The organism is Paenibacillus sp. Negev47 (assembly GCF_058313655.1).
In genome coordinates this window covers 5,664,304-5,682,188 of sequence record NZ_CM177754.1, presented here as the reverse complement: position 1 = coordinate 5,682,188, position 17,885 = coordinate 5,664,304, and the positions used below count along the sequence as shown (strand labels likewise).

Genomic DNA, 17,885 nt, shown 5'->3' with positions numbered 1-17,885 from the left:
GCCGCGGCTTTTTCCACAATGGAAGGAGAGTGAAGCGTGATGAACATAGGCTGGCGAGAGCATTCCAAACGATGGATCATCCTGTTAATCGCTGTTTGTTGTGTCGGTGTAGGAATCTGGCTGATCCTCAACCGAGATGAACAACCCGTTCCGCCACAGGTTGCGGACAAGCAGAGAGCGGCCGAAGTCTGGTTAACAACGGGAGATCAGAAAAGTCTGCTTACACCACAGAACCCCATTCCAATTGCAGATCATCATGATACAGACACAAGCTCTTCAGATTCTACAACGCAGGAGCCTGAACCTTCCCCGTCGGGGTTTAGCATACAGATTGATCCGGACAAGACCTATCAGACCATGGATGGTTTCGGCGCAGCGATGACGGGTTCATCTGCGCATCTGATCAACCAGCTTCCGGAGGAACAGCAAGAACAACTACTAAAGGAACTGTTCTCGACGGAAGGGGTAAATATGGACATGGTACGTCATACGATTGGTGCCTCCGATTATTCGGTAGATGAATCAGGCGCGGCTTCAAGTTATACCTATAATGATATCGAGTCCGGCACGGATTATGACATGGAACACTTTTCGATTGAAAAGGATCAGGAAGTTGTGAATATGCTGGAGCGTGTGACAGGGCTGAAACCAGATCTTAAAGTGTTGGGTACCCCGTGGACAGCCCCTGCATGGATGAAATATGGGGAGAAGACGACTAACGGCTGGTATCTGGATTACAACGATCCCCAGGTGTATGAAGCGTACGCGAGATATTTTGTGAAATATATCGAAGCTTATCAGGCGAAGGGCATTCCCATCTACGGGATGACGTTGCAAAATGAACCGGAGTTCACCTCGGATAAATATCCGAGTATGAGTATGGGAGCCGAAGAACAAGCCATGTTCATTCGGGATTATCTCGGCCCAGCGCTACAGGACGCGGGACTGGATACGCGAATCATCGCGTATGACCATAACTGGGATCAGGCGGTCGAATATACCAGCAAGGTGCTTGGTGATGAGCAGGCTGCTGCCTATATCGATGGATCTGCTTTTCACTGTTATGCAGGTGATCCATCTGCCATGTCGGAAGTGCATGAGCGCTTCCCGGACAAAAATATCTATTTTACCGAATGTAGTGGTGGGGAGTGGAGTCCTGATTTTGGCGAGAATCTGAGCTGGCAGATGTCCAATCTCATCATAGGTGCACCTCGCAACTGGGCGAAGAATGTGCTGCTCTGGAACATCGCACTCGATCCGCAAGGTGGACCCACGAACGGCGGCTGTGAGAACTGCCGTGGGGTTGTGACGATTGACCCGGAGGATAATGAAATCACTAGAAATGTAGAGTATTATGCGTTAGGTCACATCAGCCGTTATGTGCGTCCAGGAGCTGTAAGAGTGGATTCCACGCAAGAACAGGGTCAGATTGAGAACGTAGCCTTCCGCAATCCGGATGGAACGATGGTGCTGGTTGCGGCTAACACGGGTGAGGCAGAAGTTTCCTTTGATGTAGTCATGGATGGAGATTCGTTTCGATATGTACTGCCTTCCCAATCGGCAGCAACCTTCCGCTGGAATACGAAAACGGGGGTAGAGCGTTGACTCAAGATTGAAATTATGGATACAGATTGAATAATGGACATGGTAAAATATACGTAGAGTTAATTCAAATTTGATGTGTTAAATAAGTCCGATCTCAGGATCGGGTTTTTACATAGCCTTTTACTAGAAAAGGGAGAATACATTGGACATGTTAATCGTTGCATATCGGGAACAGGATCATGACAAGTTGGTTGGAATCTGGGAGAGTGCTGTGCGGGCAACACATACGTTTTTGGAAGAGCATCACATTCTGTTCTATCAACAAGTGGTGAGCCCTTCAAAATCAAAGGTCGTCACCTCAAGGTAGATGTTAATGAGCAGAATAGTGGAGCAGCCCGATTCTATCAAAAGATGGGATTTGTACAGATAGGACGGTCCGAGTTGGATAGTTCCGGTAATCCGTTTCCGCTATTGCATCTGGAGATCAAGTAGGAACAGGCCGAGAGATCGTCGGTAATTGATAGACCATGAGTTATAAATGACCAGGATGAGGAGCGTGCAGGATGACACAAATTAAGGTGACACCGGAACAACTGGAGACGGTCAGTGGGCAGTTCGCTCAGGCACATCAGCAATTATCGGGATTCATGTCCACATTGGACAGCAAGATGAGTGTCATGCGCAGCAACTGGGATGGCATGGAGCGGGAGCGTTTTTACAGCGATTATTCAACGGCTCAAGGCACAATGAAATCTGTTCTGGAACTGGTTCTGTCCATCCAATCAGAGCTAAAGAAAATTGCCGAGCGTTTCCGCACGACAGATGAAGAGGCGGTGAGCCAGGCAATCATGACGGCGCTGACCGCAGCGCGGGCGCTATCCACCATGGGCAAAAATAAAGGTGAAGGTCTAGACAAAACGTCAGGCCCACCAAAGAACATGGAGGAATGGGATGAGAAGGATGCCGAGAAATACCAAAACTATGAAGAAATGCTGAAGAAAGCCGAAGAGATGGGCGACGAACAACTGGCGCAGCAGATTCAGGCCAGCATGAATATCATTCGGCTTCAGTATGAAGATGTAATTTATCAGACTGACCCCAATACGGGCAAGACGGTGAAAATTACCGAGGATTCCATCGTGGGTACGTATCAGGTGAAAAGCGACAAGGGCGAAACGACCAGCATCAGTCTGGATAAACAGGGCAATGTGGTGGACTATAGCAAAGATACGGAAAAGTATAAGTATTCGGAGCAGACGCACACGACTAGTCAAGGCGAGCATCTCTTTGGCAAAGTGGCACAAACGGCTACAGCCTACGGCATTGGTCTGCTGCTCACAAGCAAGACGGGCTCTGCCTTCACGGAACATGCGACAGGACTCGGTTCATCCTTCGTCGCGGACAAATTCCTGTTCTCTGTGCCGGAGGAAGGCGAGACGCGTACGATGATCTACCGTACCAATAAGGAAACGGGCAAAATGGAAAATATGATCGTGGTCACGCGTGGCGACAACGATATTGAATATACTCCGTGGCGGGATTACTACTAAGCCGCGGATGGGTCGACAAGCGGGCAACGCAGGGCTATCTGATTGCTGCCTGCTTGAAGACCCACAGTATGGAGCCATGTGGTTAATGTGACACATGGCTAATAGCAAGGAGGGCAGGCTGCTTATCCGTGAGCCTGTCCATACATAAACACCCCGGCAACTTTCCCTGAGACGGGAAGATTACCGGGGTGTTTATGGTTTCGCTTACCGAGCAGCCATGGTCGATGGACCGGGCCGTAAGGAGCTCATTTTTTTGCCAGAGATTAATGCGTCTCTTCATCCAGAAACGGTTTGTTCACGGCATAATACATAAAGCCCATCAGCAGCACACCGCCCACCAGATTACCCAAAGTCACGGGAACCAGGTTGTGAATGACGCCTTCAAATGAGATCGTCCCCGGATGGTTCAGCACGAGCGCAATCGCGAACGTACACATATTGGCGATGCTGTGCTCATATCCCGAGATGAAGAAGCAGAACACAAAGAGCATCATGGCGAACATTTTCGCGCCATTCTCCTTCATGAACATCGGCACAAAGAACGCCATACATACGAGCCAGTTACACAATATCCCCCGGAAAAAGAGCTGCATGGTCGGAACTTCCATCTTGTGCTCCACCACGCTTAACAGAAAACCATTCACCTCAGACGAGTCGAACAATCCCGTTAGGTAGATTAACAGGGCAAATACGGCTGCGCCCATCAGGTTACCGCTATAACTCGCAATCCACAGCTTGACCACTTCGAACCAGCGAAGTTTCTTCCGCAGCGCCGCATACGTATAATAGAACGTATTGCCTGTGAACAGGTCACCGCCACCGTACGCGATCAGAATGATGGCCGCCCCAAACGTAATTGCTGCCATAGGATAGGTGAAAGGGGACTGCTCCATATAAAAGAAGTTACCTGTCTTAAACGCCACGATGACGCCGAATCCGATAAACATACTGGCCAGCATGGAGCGTGCAAGGTACCTGATTAAGCTTTGTTTGTAAATCTTGTGTTTCTTCAGAGCCAACTGTTCCACGTTGCGCAAAGCTTCCGTTTCCATGATTCTCCTCCAATAGCATGATGTCTTGCTTACCATTATAACGAAATTATGGAAATTGGGCAGAGGGAACTTCCGCATAGAGCAGGGAATGAGTCTCCTCGGATTCAAACTTGAGGAACAGAATGACTTTTTGCAATGCATTGATTTCACCTTGGGTAAGGTGTACAGGCCACGTAGTGTCTTAGAATGATTAGTCTTTCATGGGCTGATCTAATGGATCATATGTAACCATAATAGGCAATAATTTTGGTTCAAGCATCAGGTGAATGGGTGTTCCGTCTTGATCTGCATAAGAAATGATATAGCTTCCGAAATGAGATTCGTAGATGAAATCCTGGAATTGAAAGGAACGTTCGGGATACTTTATCTTCACATATAACGTAGTTACTCCTCGGGCAAAGGTTTCTTTCAATATAGGAATCTGGGCCAAAAGCATAATAGCGACAAGAACAATGAGTATACGTTTAACGATACGGATCAGATAGATTCACCCCATTCATCTGAAACAGATGTTACTCCATAATTATAGCCAGATTGCCAAACTGCTTGCCTTTTTCCATGCGTTCGAATGCTTTTGCTACGTCTTGCAATGGATATACGCCATCAATTACAGGATGTATATCATGTTGCTCCACCCATTGCAGCATCTGGATAAACTCCTCACGGCTGCCCATAGAGGTCCCGATCAGACTGACCTGTGGGAAGAAGATAGAGCGAATCGGAACGGTTAGATCATCCCCTGAGCTTGCACCATACATCACGATACGTCCACCTGGTCTGATTATATCAAAATATTTTGGGAACATGGCTTGTCCGATGCTGTCCAAGATCATGTCCACAGATTCCAAATCGTTCTGCATGCTCCAATTGCCATGACTATCCAACGCATGGGAAGCACCCAGGCGCAGCGCCTCTTTTCTTTTGGCTTCACTTCTGGAGGTGACGGTAACCTGTGCACCAGCGGCTACGGCCATGAGCAGGGCATAGGTCGCTACACCGCCGCCAATGCCGGGAATGAGGATATGTTCGCCTTGTTTCAGTTCGCCGCGAGTGAACAAAGCGCGGTAGGCAGTCAACGCTGAAAGCGATAACACACCTGCTTCCTCCCAGGATAGATGGGCTGGCTTAGGCAGAGCATTTTCAGCAGGCAACGTAATATATTGTGCGAGCGTTCCATCCGTAGGACCACCCACAATATCGGGCACGAGAGGTACATCAGATGCGTAGTTCCAACCGAGCGTAGGGTGGATAATGACTTCATCTCCTATTGTGAATTCTCTTACGCCTTCGCCAATGTCAACGATGATACCTGCCCCATCAGAACCGGGAATGAGCGGGGCATCCTGACTGGTGCGTCCTGCCATGATGAACAGATCCCGATGGTTAATTCCAGCAGTTTTCAGTTGGATTTGCACTTCCCCTGCCTCTGGTTTACGAGATGTCGACTCTGTATATCGAAGACTTCCAAGGCCGCTCTGGCCTGAATGGACGATAGCTTTCATGATCAATATTCCTCCTGTCTATGTAGCCGTACTTCACTACTGAGCCTCATTGTACAGATCGGACAGATTCACGTAAAATGAACAAAAATGAATGTCAGTATCATATAAAATCATAGATATCAAGCAGGTGATCAGGGTATGGATGCAGGTGATTTGAAAATATTTCAGGCGGTTGCCCGCGAAGGTAGCATCAGTAAAGCTGCGCTCTCACTCAATTATGTGCAGTCCAATGTAACAACACGGATTAAACAGTTGGAGACTCAACTGCAAGTACCGCTCTTTCATCGTTCCAATCGAGGAATGTCGCTCACACCAGCGGGCGAGAACCTGCTTGGGTATGCGGATAGAATATTGGAATTATTATATGAAGCAGAGCAGGCCACGCAAGTGGGTAACCCACCAGCTGGCATGCTACGTCTGGGTGCCATAGAGACAGCAGCTTCCACTTTTCTGACGCCGCTCTTGGCTGAATACAGTTCATGCTACCCGGCAGTACAGCATTCGCTTGTCACGGGTGGGACCCATGAACTGAACCAGAAGGTCATTCAACATGAATTGCATGGTGCCTTAATATATGGCCCGATTGATCATCCTGAGCTGAACTATATGAAGATGTATGACGAAGAAATGGTGCTGATCGCCGAACCTGGAGTACATCAATTATACACGTTATTGTCCAGACCGATGTTGTTCTTTGAGATCGGATGCACACATCGCGATCAAGCAGAATCCTTTTTGAAAGATCAGGGTATCCACGCACTTAACATCATGGAATATGGAACACTGGACACGATTCTGAATGGTGTATCTGCCGGGCTAGGCGTATCATTGCTGCCACGGTCTTCAGTTACCAAAGCAGAATCAAGAGGTGAGATTGCAGTGATGTCTTTGCCTGATCCCTATTGCCGCTTGGAAGTAGGATTTGTGTATTCCCGTGGTGAACATATATCTAGTGCGCTCAGCGCTTTGGTGGAGATCATTACAGAACCAGAACTATAAGAGGTTGTTCAAAAGTCCGTTTATGAACATGCACTATAAGGGAGTGAGTGATCTTGAAAGAAACTGCGTTAACGTTGGCTGATGCCTTTAATCAGGCAGAATTTATTGTAGGGGGTCATGGCAGTCGCAAAGTGAAGGTGCTTCAGGACGTACTGGAGCAGATCGATGGGGAGATGTTCAGTGACCACTACGGTAACGGCCCCATCATTGAAGAATTTCAGCAACAAATGGCTGACGTTCTGGGAAAGGAATCGGCTGTATTTTTCCCGAGTGGAACGATGGCACAGCAGATTGCATTACGGATCTGGTGTGACCGCAAAGGGGTAAAGCGAGTAGCTTACCACCCTCTATGCCATCTGGAAATCCATGAGGAAGACGGACTGAAAGAGCTTCACCAGATTGAATCGATTTTACTTGCGGACAAGGAACGCTTGATTCGATTGGAAGATATACAGGCGCTCGATCAGGACATTGCCTGCCTGCTGTTGGAACTTCCGCAACGCGAGATTGGCGGGCAATTGCCAGCATATGAAGAACTGGAAGCGATCTCGGCCTATTGCCGTGAGCGCGGGATTAAGCTGCATTTGGACGGGGCGCGCCTGTTTGAGATTACTCCCTATTATCAGAAGACACCTGCGGAGATCTGCAGTCTCTTTGATAGCGTGTATGTTTCCTTTTACAAAGGAATCGGAGGCATTGCGGGTGCTATATTGGCGGGTGATCCGGATGTGATGCAGGAATCGAAAGTATGGAAACGTCGGCACGGGGGCGATCTGATCGGTTTGTATCCGTATATTCTGAGTTCCCAGTATTACTTCAATGAACGGATTGGCAAAATGGAGCGTTATTACGAGCAGACTCTAGAACTGGCCGCCTTATTAAATGTGTGTCATGGGATACATACCTTGCCCGAGATACCGGTATCGAATATGTTCCATGTGCACTTTGCGCTCGCTGCTGCCGAAGTTGAACCAATTCTGGTGCAAATGTCTCAGCAGTATGGCATAGGAATGACTTCATATCTGAACAAGACGAGTGGGAACAGCTGCGCCTTTGAATTTTCTGCGGGCGATCGGTATGAGCAAGTTCCTCAAGACAAACTGCGTGCAGCATTGGTATGGCTAGATCACGAGTTGCGTAAACAGGTGAGATAATAAGCTAAGAGAGAAATGATGTACGAAATAAACGAAAAGATGTATACCTGCCTTGTCCACATGCTGGACAGGGTATTTTGTGCACGTCAGTGAATATTCTCCTGGATGTATTTGCGATAGAGTGCGGGCGTAATCTCCTCGAACTTTTTGAATATTTTGATAAAATATCCCGATTCATTGAATCCCAGCTCATCACTGATCTGTGAGACAGGCATGTCGGTGACCTCCAGCAATTGCTTGGCCCACTTGATTTTGAGCCGTGCCAGGTAGGTTGTGAAGTTCTCACCGGTTTCCTTGGCAAAGAGCCTGCTGAAATAACTCGGACTCAGGTGGCATAGGTCGGCCATTTGTTTGAGCGAAACTTGTTCGCTTTTGTGACTGTGAATGTATTCAAAAGCAGGCTGAAGGACTGGGCTGGAGCTTTCCGTGTCACTTGGGCTATTTTTGAGATAGGCGTCCGCAATCGCATTCGTCATCTCTTTTTTGATCGACTCGATATTACGAATGGAGTATCCCGGCAGAATGGTGGAGAGGTTCAGTGACTCCTGATGACCTGAAGCTTTCTCGAACATTTCAACTAACAGATTTTTGTTGAGCGCTTCTTCTACAATGTAGTTGCAGAGCAGGGATAACATGTTGGAGATTTTCACAATCTCTTCATAGGTCATCACAGGCAGCTGGGCGTAATCGTCTTTTAATTCCTCCAGCTTGGCTGCATGCATGGGTACGTTCTTGGACGTGACAATCTGCTCCAGATCACTACCCTTGTCCGGGTCGGCCAGTTTTACTTGTCCTGCCATTACGGCACCGATATATTTGCCATCGATCGTAATCGGAATGGCGATATCAATAATATTGAAATGGCATAGATACACATAGGGCTCATTTAACCGAACGGCTTCCAGACCACCACGCGAATCACATTTTTGGCAGTAGGGGAGAAGCTCGGGGTCTTTGCGTACATTCTGGCAGAAGGCCTGACAGCTGCTGTGACTGGTTACGGGAATGCCTTTATAATCAACGGTGAGGATCGCCAGTTTGGTTACTGTAGCAAGAGAATCTTGTAGACGCTTCCATTTATTAAGGTCGAGAATTTTATTGATATGCAGATATTCTTTAATCATTGGACGAGACCTCCATAGCTAACCTGATTCATGATTTAGGCCATTAAAAGTTAGCAAGTTGTACATATTAAGATGTAATGATGACGGGTAATGTATTATGGGAGGTCAAAATTCAACCATCTCATGACAATAACATACCATGATTGCACTAAAAAGCAAAAAATTACGATTGTAAATTATAATAATTTGTTATCAAAGTCCACTGTAAAGCTGCTGCCCATGCGTTATATTAAGGTCAATTGCAAGAAATTAAAATTTAATGTATTTACTACACCATTCCATATCCTTAGGAGGCATATATTAATATGAGAAAAGCATTTATCAGCCCAACCAAATATGTACAAGGCGAAGATGAGTTGTTGAACCTGGGGTACTTTGTCAAATCCTTCGGAGAATCAGCCTTACTGATTGCACATCCGGATGATGTACAGCGTGTAAAAGCGAAGCTCGATGCAACTGCTGAGAAATTCAATATTACGTTTGTTGAAAGCGGTTTTAAAGGGGAATGTTCCCGTGAGGAAGTTGCGCGTTTGCAAGAGATTGCTAAGGAAAAAGGATGTCACTCTACCATTGGTCTAGGTGGCGGTAAAGCGATCGATGCTGCCAAATGTGTAGCTGAAGGCGAAGCACTTATCATCTGCCCAACCATTGCAGCAACGGATGCACCGACAAGTCACTCTGCTGTATTGTACACACCGGAAGGTGCTTTTGATGACTATGCTTACTTCAAACAAAGCCCAAGTGTGGTTCTTGTCGATACAACGGTAATCGCCAATGCACCAACACGTTTCCTCGTATCCGGTATGGGAGATGCGCTCTCTACATACTTCGAAGCAAGAGCAACAGCGAAATCCTACTCCCGTGTAAACGCAAGTCTGCCAATGGGTTCCCGCGAAGGATATACCCCATCTGCAGTAGGGACGAATGTGGCACTTGCACTGGCAAAACTGTGTTATGAAATGCTGCTGACTGACGGTGCGAAAGCGAAAGTTGCGAGTGACAGCAACGTCGTGACACAAGCGCTGGAAAACATCGTTGAGACCAACATTCTGTTGTCTGGTCTTGGATTCGAAAGTGGCGGTCTGGCCGCAGCACATGCAATCCACAACGGTTTGACTGTTCTGGAGGGAACACATCACTTCTTCCATGGTGAAAAAGTATCCTTCGGTACGATTGCACAACTCGTGCTCGAAAATGCACCAACCGAAGAGCTGCACGAAGTCATGGACTTCTGTCTCGAAGTGGGACTGCCTATCAGCTTGGCGGACATTGGTGTAGACACCATTAGTCAGGAAGAGCTGTTGAAAGTTGCAGAGATCGCTTGTATTCCGGAAGAATCCATTCACGCGATGCCGTTCCCGATCACCGTTCCTGAAGTGGCTGCTGCCATTGCAGCGGCTGACCGCATGGGCCGTGAGTACAAAGCAACTCGCCGGGAGGCAAAATAATGAAGAAAATTATTAACCAAGCAGAACATGTTGTTATGGAAATGTGCAACGGAATTGCGCTCGCGCACCCGGAGCTGGAATTCCTGAAAAAATATAAAGTTATCAAGCGCAGAGAGATTCAGGCCGATAAAGTCAGCCTGATCAGTGGCGGCGGCAGTGGACATGAACCGGCTCACGCAGGTTATGTGGGGAGAGGCATGTTGGATGCAGCGGTATGTGGAGATGTGTTCGCATCTCCTTCCCAAATCCAGGTGTACCAAGCGATCAAGGCAACAGCCAGCAACAAGGGAACACTCTTGATCATCAAGAACTACAGCGGCGACATGATGAACTTCAAGAATGCAGCGCATCTGGCTGAAGAAGATGGCATCGACGTACAGTATGTGCGTGTTGAGGATGACATCGCTGTCCAAGACAGCTTGTATACCGTTGGACGTCGCGGCGTTGCTGGAACTGTACTGGTTCACAAGATAGCCGGAGCAGCAGCGGAAGAAGGTCGCAGTCTGGCCGATGTGAAATCCGCTGCTGAGAAAGCAGCTCAGAACGTTCGCAGTATTGGTTTTGGATTCACATCCTGTACCGTACCCGCCAAAGGCACGCCTACATTCGAGATTGCTGAAGATGAAATGGAATTCGGCGTAGGGATACATGGCGAGCCAGGAATTCGCCGGGAGAAGATCGTTTCTGCGGATGAATTGGCAGGGCGTATGGTAGAGGCGTTGCTCGCAGATATGAAGCTGGATACGGATGCTTCTGCTGAGATTGCCGTGCTTGTGAATGGTTTTGGCGCAACACCTTTGCAAGAACTGTACCTGCTCAACAATTCCGTTCAGCGTGAGCTTGCCGGACATACAGGTCTGAAGGTCGCTACAACGTTTGTCGGCAACTACATGACAAGCATCGATATGGCGGGTGCGTCGGTTACGATCCTGAAACTGGATGATGAGCTGAAAACCCTGTTGTTCAAGGAAAGTGATACACCTGCGTTTAAAGTATCCGGTCCTCCAGTGGCACAAGTGGCGTATTCCGAGGCTCTTGAAGCTGTCGTGGGTGAAGACGCTCCGGTATCCTACGAAGTGGAGACGCCTGCAACATCTGCGGTGATTAGCAACAATCAATTCTCGTTGGACAACATCGTTTATCTGATCGATAAAATGGGCGAGATCATCATCAAGAATGAAGTACCATTCTGTGAACTGGACTCCCATGCGGGTGATGGCGATTTCGGTATGAGTGTGGCAAAAGGCTTCCGCCAGTTGAAACGCGAATGGAATCACATCATTAACGAAGATAAAAAAGATATCGGTTCATTCCTCGATGCATGCTCACTGGTCATCATGGAATATTGTGGCGGGGCATCCGGCCCAATCTGGGGTTCGGCATTCCGTTCGGCTGGCAAAGCTGTAGGAGATAAACAGCAATTGAACGTTGCTGAATTTGCGGAGATGATCCATGCAGCTGTGCAAGGGATTCAGTCTACTGGAGAGCGTTCCTTCGGACGTGGTGCCGTTGTAGGCGACAAAACCTTGATCGATGCACTCGTTCCATGTGCCGATTCCTGGACGCAAAGTGCGGAGTCTGGAGATGACTTCAAAACCGCCTTTGCCAAAGGTGCAGCAGCAGCTGTTGAAGGTGCGAAGAAAACTGAAGATATTGTGGCACGTATGGGCCGTGCAGGTACCGTCGGCGATCGTAGTCTGGGCTACCCTGACGCTGGCGCGTATGCGCTGGGCGTTATTTTCACAGAACTGTCTGAGTCGATGAAATAATAGTGTTCTCGATGAGAAATATAAATTTATAAAGTGTTCTTAATGCCAAAGAAGTATCCCATAGTGATACTTCTTTTTTGTGTTGAAATGTCGGTTTTTATGCATCTAAATACATAAAATTTAATATTTGTTTCATAATTTTACCATGAAATTAACGATTAGGTATTGAAAATGCCTGCTAACTTGTTATAATGTAAACTATTGATATTGATAATCACTATCATTCGTTGCTGAGGAGGTATATGATACTGATTTTATCCAAATACAATAGGCTGCATTTGGCCGAAATTTTCTAAATTCTAGGGGGATATAAATGAAATGAAAAAGTCTATTTCTTCAAAATTAATGTTTATCATGGTTGCAGCTTTAACTTTGGTGTTGGCAGCATGTTCAAGTAATGAACCTGCTACTTCTGGTAGTGCTAATACAGAGGCTGCAACTTCCGATGCTGCTACTACAGCTACAACCGTTGAAATTACGGATGCTCATGGAAAAGTAACTGTACCTGTAAATCCAACGAAGGTCGTTGCTCTGGATAACAGAACATTTGAGACTCTGTCCAATTGGGGAGTCAAACTAGCAGCAGCGCCGAAGGATGTAATGCCAGCAGATTCACCATATGTGGCCGATGAATCGGTACAAAATATTGGAAATCATCGCGAACCAAATCTTGAACTATTGGCATCTATACAACCTGACCTTGTCATTGTTGGTCAAAGATTTGCTGGCTTTTATGAAGACATCAAAAAATTAGTGCCTAATGCAGCAGTAATTGACCTTAATATTGAGCTTGAAGAAACTGCATCACCTGGAGAAAACTTTGTTAATGGTCTTAAAGATGCAACAACCAATCTAGGTAAAATTTTCGAGAAGCAAGAAGAAGCTGCCCAATTGATTGCTGATTTTGATAAGGCTATTGAAGAAGCTAAGGCCGCTTATAACGGTGAAGATAAAATTATGAGTGTTGTCGTATCTGGTGGAAACATTGGTTTCTCGGCTCCTCTTACTGGACGCGTGTGGGGACCATTGTATGACATTTTCGGCTGGGTTCCGGCACTAGAAGTGGACAAATCTTCTTCTGATCATCAAGGTGATGATATTTCTGTTGAAGCGATCGCCCAAAGTAATCCGGATTGGATTTTCGTACTGGATCGTGATGCAGCTGTATCTGCTGAAGAAGGTTCGGTTCCGGCTCAGGACGTTATTGATAACTCACCTGCTCTGCAAAACACCACTGCTATTACTAAAAAGCAACTGGTCTATGCTCCAAACGATACGTACACTAATGAATCTATCGAAACTTTCTTGGAGTTGATTAACAACCTTACGAAAGCTTTAGCTAAACAGTAAAAGGAGCATACTGCAGTGCTGAAAAATTTAATACCAAAAATAGCCGGGGTTGAGAATTCTCAACCCCAGCGTCATAATCACAAAAGGTTATGGACCCTGCCTTTTATCATTGCAATTATAGCCACTATTGTTTTAGGCATTACATCACTGCTTATTGGAGTCTATGACATACGGGGACAAGCGGATGGAATGGAGATGTTTTTCATCACTCGTGTCCCAAGAACTGTTGCATTAATGCTTACCGGTGCCGCAATGGCCATGGCAGGCCTGGTCATGCAGCTTATTACACAGAATCGCTTGGTGGAACCGACCACAACAGGAACAATGGAATGGTCAGGTCTGGGGATCATGTTTATTTATCTGGTCTTTCCTGCCCCGAGTTTAACACTAAGAATGACCGGCGCAATCATTTTTTCTTTTATAGGAACGATGATTTTTTTTATGTTTCTAAAGAAAGTTAAACTCCGCTCGTCTTTAGTTGTCCCCATTATTGGGATGATGCTTGGAGCAGTCATTTCTGCATTTTCAACTTTCGTTGGGCTTGTATTCCAAATGACTCAAAATATCGAAAGCTGGTTTGCAGGCTCCTTTTCATCTGTGCAAATTGGCAGGTATGAATATCTATGGCTCATTGTATTGGTGACTATTCTTATTTTTATTTTTGCTGATCGGTTGACTTTAGCCGGACTAGGGGAAGATGTGGCTACCAGTCTTGGCGTAAATTATGACAGGATCATTCTTATGGGGACTGCGCTTATTTCACTAGCCGTTGGAATCGTTGCAGCTGTCATTGGGAACCTGCCTTTTCTAGGGTTAATTGTCCCCAATATCGTTTCCATGTTTAGAGGTGACGATCTCAGGAGCAATCTGCCATGGGTGTGCTTATTAGGGATGGGCAGCATCATTGTGTGTGATATCCTGTCTCGAGTCATTATCATGCCTTTTGAAATACCTGTCTCGATGATCCTTGGAACAGTGGGAGCCGTCGTATTTATTGTCATTTTGTTAAGACAAAGGAGGTCAACAAGGAGGGTAAGATGAGCGACTTAGCAAGTAGAAATCCACTAAATATCGAAATCGATTCTAGCCGTCGTCCTAAAAAAAGATCAGCTAGAGCCTTCCGTACCAAGAAAGAAGAAAAGCGTTATTGGATTTTGCTGATAACATTGATTGTTCTGGGCGTTTTTGCATCGATTGGACTACTGGTTTATAAGAATCCGGTCCCGGTATCTTCTCCTTCTTTCATACCTGTCGTTACAAGAAGAGTAGTCGCTCTGGTTTCAATGCTTATCGCTGCAATTTGCCAAAGTTTATCTACGGTTGCTTTTCAATCGATTACGAATAACAAAATTATAACTCCGTCCCTTTTAGGTTTTGATGCTATTTATTCAACCATTCATACGAGCACTATATTTTTCCTTGGTGCGACGGTATTTGTGAATTTTAGCGGTGTTGATTCCTTTTTATATCAAGTTGCTGCAATGGTCATCATGTGTTTAATCCTTTATGGATGGTTGCTTTCCGGAAAGTACGGCAATTTACAACTTCTGCTTCTGGTCGGTATTATTATCGGGACCGGTCTGAGGTCTGTATCCTCTTTTATGAGAAGACTTCTTGCACCGTCCGAATTTGATATTTTGCAGGCAAGAATGTTTGCTTCCGTGAATAATGCGGATTCTGCCTATTTCCCGATTGCGATTCCTATCGTCATCATTGCAGCAATCCTCCTACTTGCTAATGCCAAGAGGTTAAATGTACTGTCGCTTGGTAAGGATGTCTCCACTTCCTTGGGAACTAAACATCAAAGTAGTGTGATTTATACGCTGGTCCTGGTTTCCATTTTGATGGCCATTTCGACAGCTTTGGTTGGACCACTTACATTCTATGGATTTTTAGTTGCGATTTTGAGTTATCAGGCAGCGCAAACCTATGATCACAGATATGTATTCCCAATGGCACTTGCGATAGGATTTGTGATCTTAACCGGTGCATACTTTATTATGAATCATGTCTTCAATGCCCAAGGTGTTGTTTCCATCATTATAGAATTGGTTGGCGGACTAACATTTTTAATTGTGATTTTAAGGAAGGGTTCTTTATGATACAGATCAATAATGTCAAAAAGTCCTATGCAGCCGAGGTAGAGATAGGTCCTTTGAATATTCATATACCCAAAGCCGGTCTTACTTCTTTAATTGGACCCAACGGTGCGGGGAAGTCAACGACACTTCTGATGATCGGAAGACTTTTGGATTTGGATGAAGGTCAAATTAAGGTTGCCAATATGGATGTTTCCACGACCAAGTCAAAAGACTTGGCCAAAATTGTAACGGTTTTACGACAAGAAAATCATTTTGTTACAAGGCTTACCGTTAGACAACTTGCTGGGTTTGGACGTTTTCCTTATTCTAAGGGAAGATTAACGGATGAGGATGAAGCTATTATATCTAAATATATTGATTTTCTAGACTTAACTGCTCTGGAAAATAGATATCTAGATGAGCTTTCTGGTGGTCAAAGGCAAAGAGCCTATGTCGCAATGGTGTTGTGCCAAGAGACGGAATACGTACTTTTGGACGAGCCTCTAAACAATCTGGATGTTGCTCGTTCTGTTCGGATGATGGAGCATTTGAGATATGCCGCTAATGAATTTGGCAGAACTATTCTGACGGTTATGCATGATATCAATTTTGCCGCCAAATATTCAGATCGAATATGTGCTATGAAAGATGGGCAAATCGCCGCTTTTGGAACAGTAAAAGAAGTGATGGACCCAGAAATTTTAACAGATATTTTTGAAACGAAAATTGAGATTATTGATGGGCCCTATGGACCGATAGCGATCTATTAGTTACAGGCGCAATAAGAAGTTGTTAGTTAAAACGGTTTTCGAAAGTAGAGTGATCATTTCACTCTACTTTTTTTTGATAAAAGTCGAGCATACCCCGACCAGAAGCATCCCCCTGCAACGTTTCATTCTTGATCAGAAGGTATTTTCGCTCACAGAGCGTTCTTTTGGATATGAAGTGCGATCTTGTATTCCATAAACTGGATTGAGGGTTCCAGATAGTGTAATCTGGAGATTATGATAATCCATATGAACGAGAAGGGATTGGGATCATTAATGACGCAAAAAATCTATTATGACTCTGCTTACACACGGGAGTGGAATACACATATTACAGGCAGAGTGGACAAGGAAGACGGCGTATATGTCACACTGGCGGAGACTGCTTTTTACCCGCATGGGGGTGGACAACCTTGTGATCTGGGACAAATTGGTGGCATCACTGTTCTGGATGTGAACATTGAAGATGGTGACGTGTGGCATAAGCTGGAACGCGCGCCTGAACAGACTGAAGTACATTGTGAGCTTGACTGGGAGCGAAGATTCGATCATATGCAGCAGCATACCGGACAGCATTTGTTATCGGCAATCACGCTCAAGCTGACGGAAGCGATGACGCTCAGTTTTCACCTCGGAGCGGAGTATGACACGATTGATGTGGCTGCGGCTGACCTCGGAGCGGATCAATTGACTGCCATTGAACAAGAGGTGAATCGCCAGATCTATCGTAACGCTCGTATCAACACTTCATGGGTTACAGCAGAAGAGGCCGCACAATTGCCACTGGTGAAGCAGCCTACGGTAACGGAAGACATTCGCATCGTCGAGATCGAGGGTGTGGAGTATAATGCTTGCGGCGGCACCCATGTGTCGGCGACAGGCGAGATCGGTATCATCAAACTGTTGAAAACCGAAAAAGTGAAGGGCGGCACCCGCATTTATTTCAAATGTGGAACAAGGGCGCTGAATGAATTCACATCCACACAAAATGTGCTCAATAGCATCATGGTTAAATTAAAGACCGGTAAGGACGAGTTATTGGAGCGCATTGAGAAAATGGAAATGGAGCAAAAACAGCTGCAAACCGAGCTGAATGCAGTGAAAACAACCAATGATGCCTATTATGCGGAGGAACTGCTGGCTGCTCGGCAAGGGCTGGTTATTGCTCAGGTCTTTGAAGACAAATCGCTCAAGGATATGCAGAGCCTGGCTACCAAGCTGACAGCAGAACATGAAGGGCTTGTACTGTTCGCCAGTATCTCGGAGGCCAAAGTTGTTCTCGCACAGAATGGACAACCGCCTGAATGGGCTTGTGGACCTTTCTTCAAAGGCAATCTTGGAGCCTACCAGGGCAAAGGTGGGGGCAGTGAAAAAATGGCTCAGGCAGGCTTTGCGAGCAGTGAAGATGCGCTTGCCTTTTATGAGTTCACCAAGGACCAGCTGGGACATCACTGATCTCCTTATTAAGATAAGAGACGGGTAACTAGTGTACGATCATGAGACAAGCACGCCACGTTGTGGCGTGTTTTTCATGATCAAGCGAT

15 protein-coding genes and 1 pseudogene are annotated in these 17,885 nt (G+C 46.1%); 12 read left to right on the top strand and 4 right to left on the bottom strand.

Annotated elements, in window-relative coordinates:
* Positions 1-39 precede the first annotated feature (39 nt).
* The 3 genes and pseudogenes from AC4G47_RS25585 (at position 40) to AC4G47_RS25575 (ending at position 3,095) form a co-directional block, all read left to right on the top strand.
* Entirely contained in the window at positions 40-1,605 is a 1,566-nt protein-coding gene (locus AC4G47_RS25585; protein WP_491106798.1) for a glycoside hydrolase family 30 protein, read from the top strand.
* A gap of 148 nt (positions 1,606-1,753) precedes the next feature.
* Positions 1,754-2,037 (top strand): annotated as a pseudogene (locus tag AC4G47_RS25580) (GNAT family protein).
* Positions 2,038-2,108: 71 nt separating this feature from the next.
* Positions 2,109-3,095, top strand: coding sequence for a WXG100 family type VII secretion target (locus tag AC4G47_RS25575; protein ID WP_491103392.1), 987 nt, complete (start codon positions 2,109-2,111; stop codon positions 3,093-3,095).
* Positions 3,096-3,358: 263 nt separating this feature from the next.
* Here the strand turns inward: AC4G47_RS25575 and AC4G47_RS25570 are convergent, their stop codons facing one another.
* From AC4G47_RS25570 to AC4G47_RS25560, 3 genes are all read right to left on the bottom strand, one after another.
* Positions 3,359-4,147 (bottom strand): formate/nitrite transporter family protein, encoded by a 789-nt coding sequence (locus tag AC4G47_RS25570; RefSeq protein ID WP_145321215.1) that lies wholly within the window; start codon positions 4,145-4,147, stop codon positions 3,359-3,361.
* 190 nt (positions 4,148-4,337) lie between these two features.
* Positions 4,338-4,520 carry a hypothetical protein gene (locus tag AC4G47_RS25565; RefSeq protein ID WP_458125377.1) on the bottom strand — a complete coding sequence of 61 codons (183 nt, stop codon included), beginning with the start codon at positions 4,518-4,520 and terminating at the stop codon, positions 4,338-4,340.
* A 139-nt stretch (positions 4,521-4,659) separates the two neighbouring features.
* The gene (locus tag AC4G47_RS25560; RefSeq protein WP_491103391.1) at positions 4,660-5,649 is read right to left on the bottom strand and encodes a quinone oxidoreductase family protein; all 990 of its coding nucleotides are present in this window, start codon (positions 5,647-5,649) and stop codon (positions 4,660-4,662) included.
* A 138-nt stretch (positions 5,650-5,787) separates the two neighbouring features.
* On the opposite strand from AC4G47_RS25560, the gene AC4G47_RS25555 reads away from it, so the two are divergent.
* A complete protein-coding gene (locus AC4G47_RS25555) occupies positions 5,788-6,648 on the top strand; it encodes a LysR family transcriptional regulator (RefSeq protein WP_491103390.1) in 861 nt (286 codons plus the stop codon).
* A gap of 53 nt (positions 6,649-6,701) precedes the next feature.
* Positions 6,702-7,802, top strand: coding sequence for a threonine aldolase family protein (locus AC4G47_RS25550; protein WP_491103388.1), 1,101 nt, complete (start codon positions 6,702-6,704; stop codon positions 7,800-7,802).
* Between the two features lie 86 nt (positions 7,803-7,888).
* Here the strand turns inward: AC4G47_RS25550 and AC4G47_RS25545 are convergent, their stop codons facing one another.
* A complete protein-coding gene (locus AC4G47_RS25545; protein ID WP_491103387.1) occupies positions 7,889-8,926 on the bottom strand; it encodes a PocR ligand-binding domain-containing protein in 1,038 nt (345 codons plus the stop codon).
* Between the two features lie 305 nt (positions 8,927-9,231).
* Between AC4G47_RS25545 and AC4G47_RS25540 the strand changes: the two genes are divergently transcribed.
* The 7 genes from AC4G47_RS25540 to AC4G47_RS25510 all read left to right on the top strand — a co-directional run bounded on the left by AC4G47_RS25540 (position 9,232) and on the right by AC4G47_RS25510 (position 17,796).
* Positions 9,232-10,374, top strand: a complete 1,143-nt coding sequence (locus tag AC4G47_RS25540) for a glycerol dehydrogenase (RefSeq protein ID WP_491103386.1) — start codon at positions 9,232-9,234, stop codon at positions 10,372-10,374.
* Positions 10,374-12,143 carry a dihydroxyacetone kinase subunit DhaK gene (dhaK, locus tag AC4G47_RS25535; protein WP_491103384.1) on the top strand — a complete coding sequence of 590 codons (1,770 nt, stop codon included), beginning with the start codon at positions 10,374-10,376 and terminating at the stop codon, positions 12,141-12,143. Before AC4G47_RS25540 ends, dhaK begins: the two co-directional genes overlap by 1 nt.
* Before the next feature lie 318 nt (positions 12,144-12,461).
* On the top strand, positions 12,462-13,493 hold the full coding sequence (locus tag AC4G47_RS25530; RefSeq protein ID WP_491103382.1) for a siderophore ABC transporter substrate-binding protein: 1,032 nt from the start codon (positions 12,462-12,464) through the stop codon (positions 13,491-13,493).
* Between the two features lie 30 nt (positions 13,494-13,523).
* Positions 13,524-14,534: an ABC transporter permease gene (locus AC4G47_RS25525; protein ID WP_491106797.1), complete on the top strand. Its 1,011-nt coding sequence runs from the start codon at positions 13,524-13,526 to the stop codon at positions 14,532-14,534.
* Positions 14,531-15,595: an iron chelate uptake ABC transporter family permease subunit gene (locus AC4G47_RS25520; protein ID WP_491103380.1), complete on the top strand. Its 1,065-nt coding sequence runs from the start codon at positions 14,531-14,533 to the stop codon at positions 15,593-15,595. The genes AC4G47_RS25525 and AC4G47_RS25520 overlap by 4 nt, the downstream gene beginning before the upstream one ends.
* Positions 15,592-16,344: an iron ABC transporter ATP-binding protein gene (locus AC4G47_RS25515; RefSeq protein ID WP_145321180.1), complete on the top strand. Its 753-nt coding sequence runs from the start codon at positions 15,592-15,594 to the stop codon at positions 16,342-16,344. The genes AC4G47_RS25520 and AC4G47_RS25515 overlap by 4 nt, the downstream gene beginning before the upstream one ends.
* A 273-nt stretch (positions 16,345-16,617) precedes the next feature.
* Complete coding sequence (locus tag AC4G47_RS25510; RefSeq protein WP_491106796.1) at positions 16,618-17,796, top strand: alanyl-tRNA editing protein; 1,179 nt, start codon at positions 16,618-16,620, stop codon at positions 17,794-17,796.
* Positions 17,797-17,885: the final 89 nt, after the last annotated feature.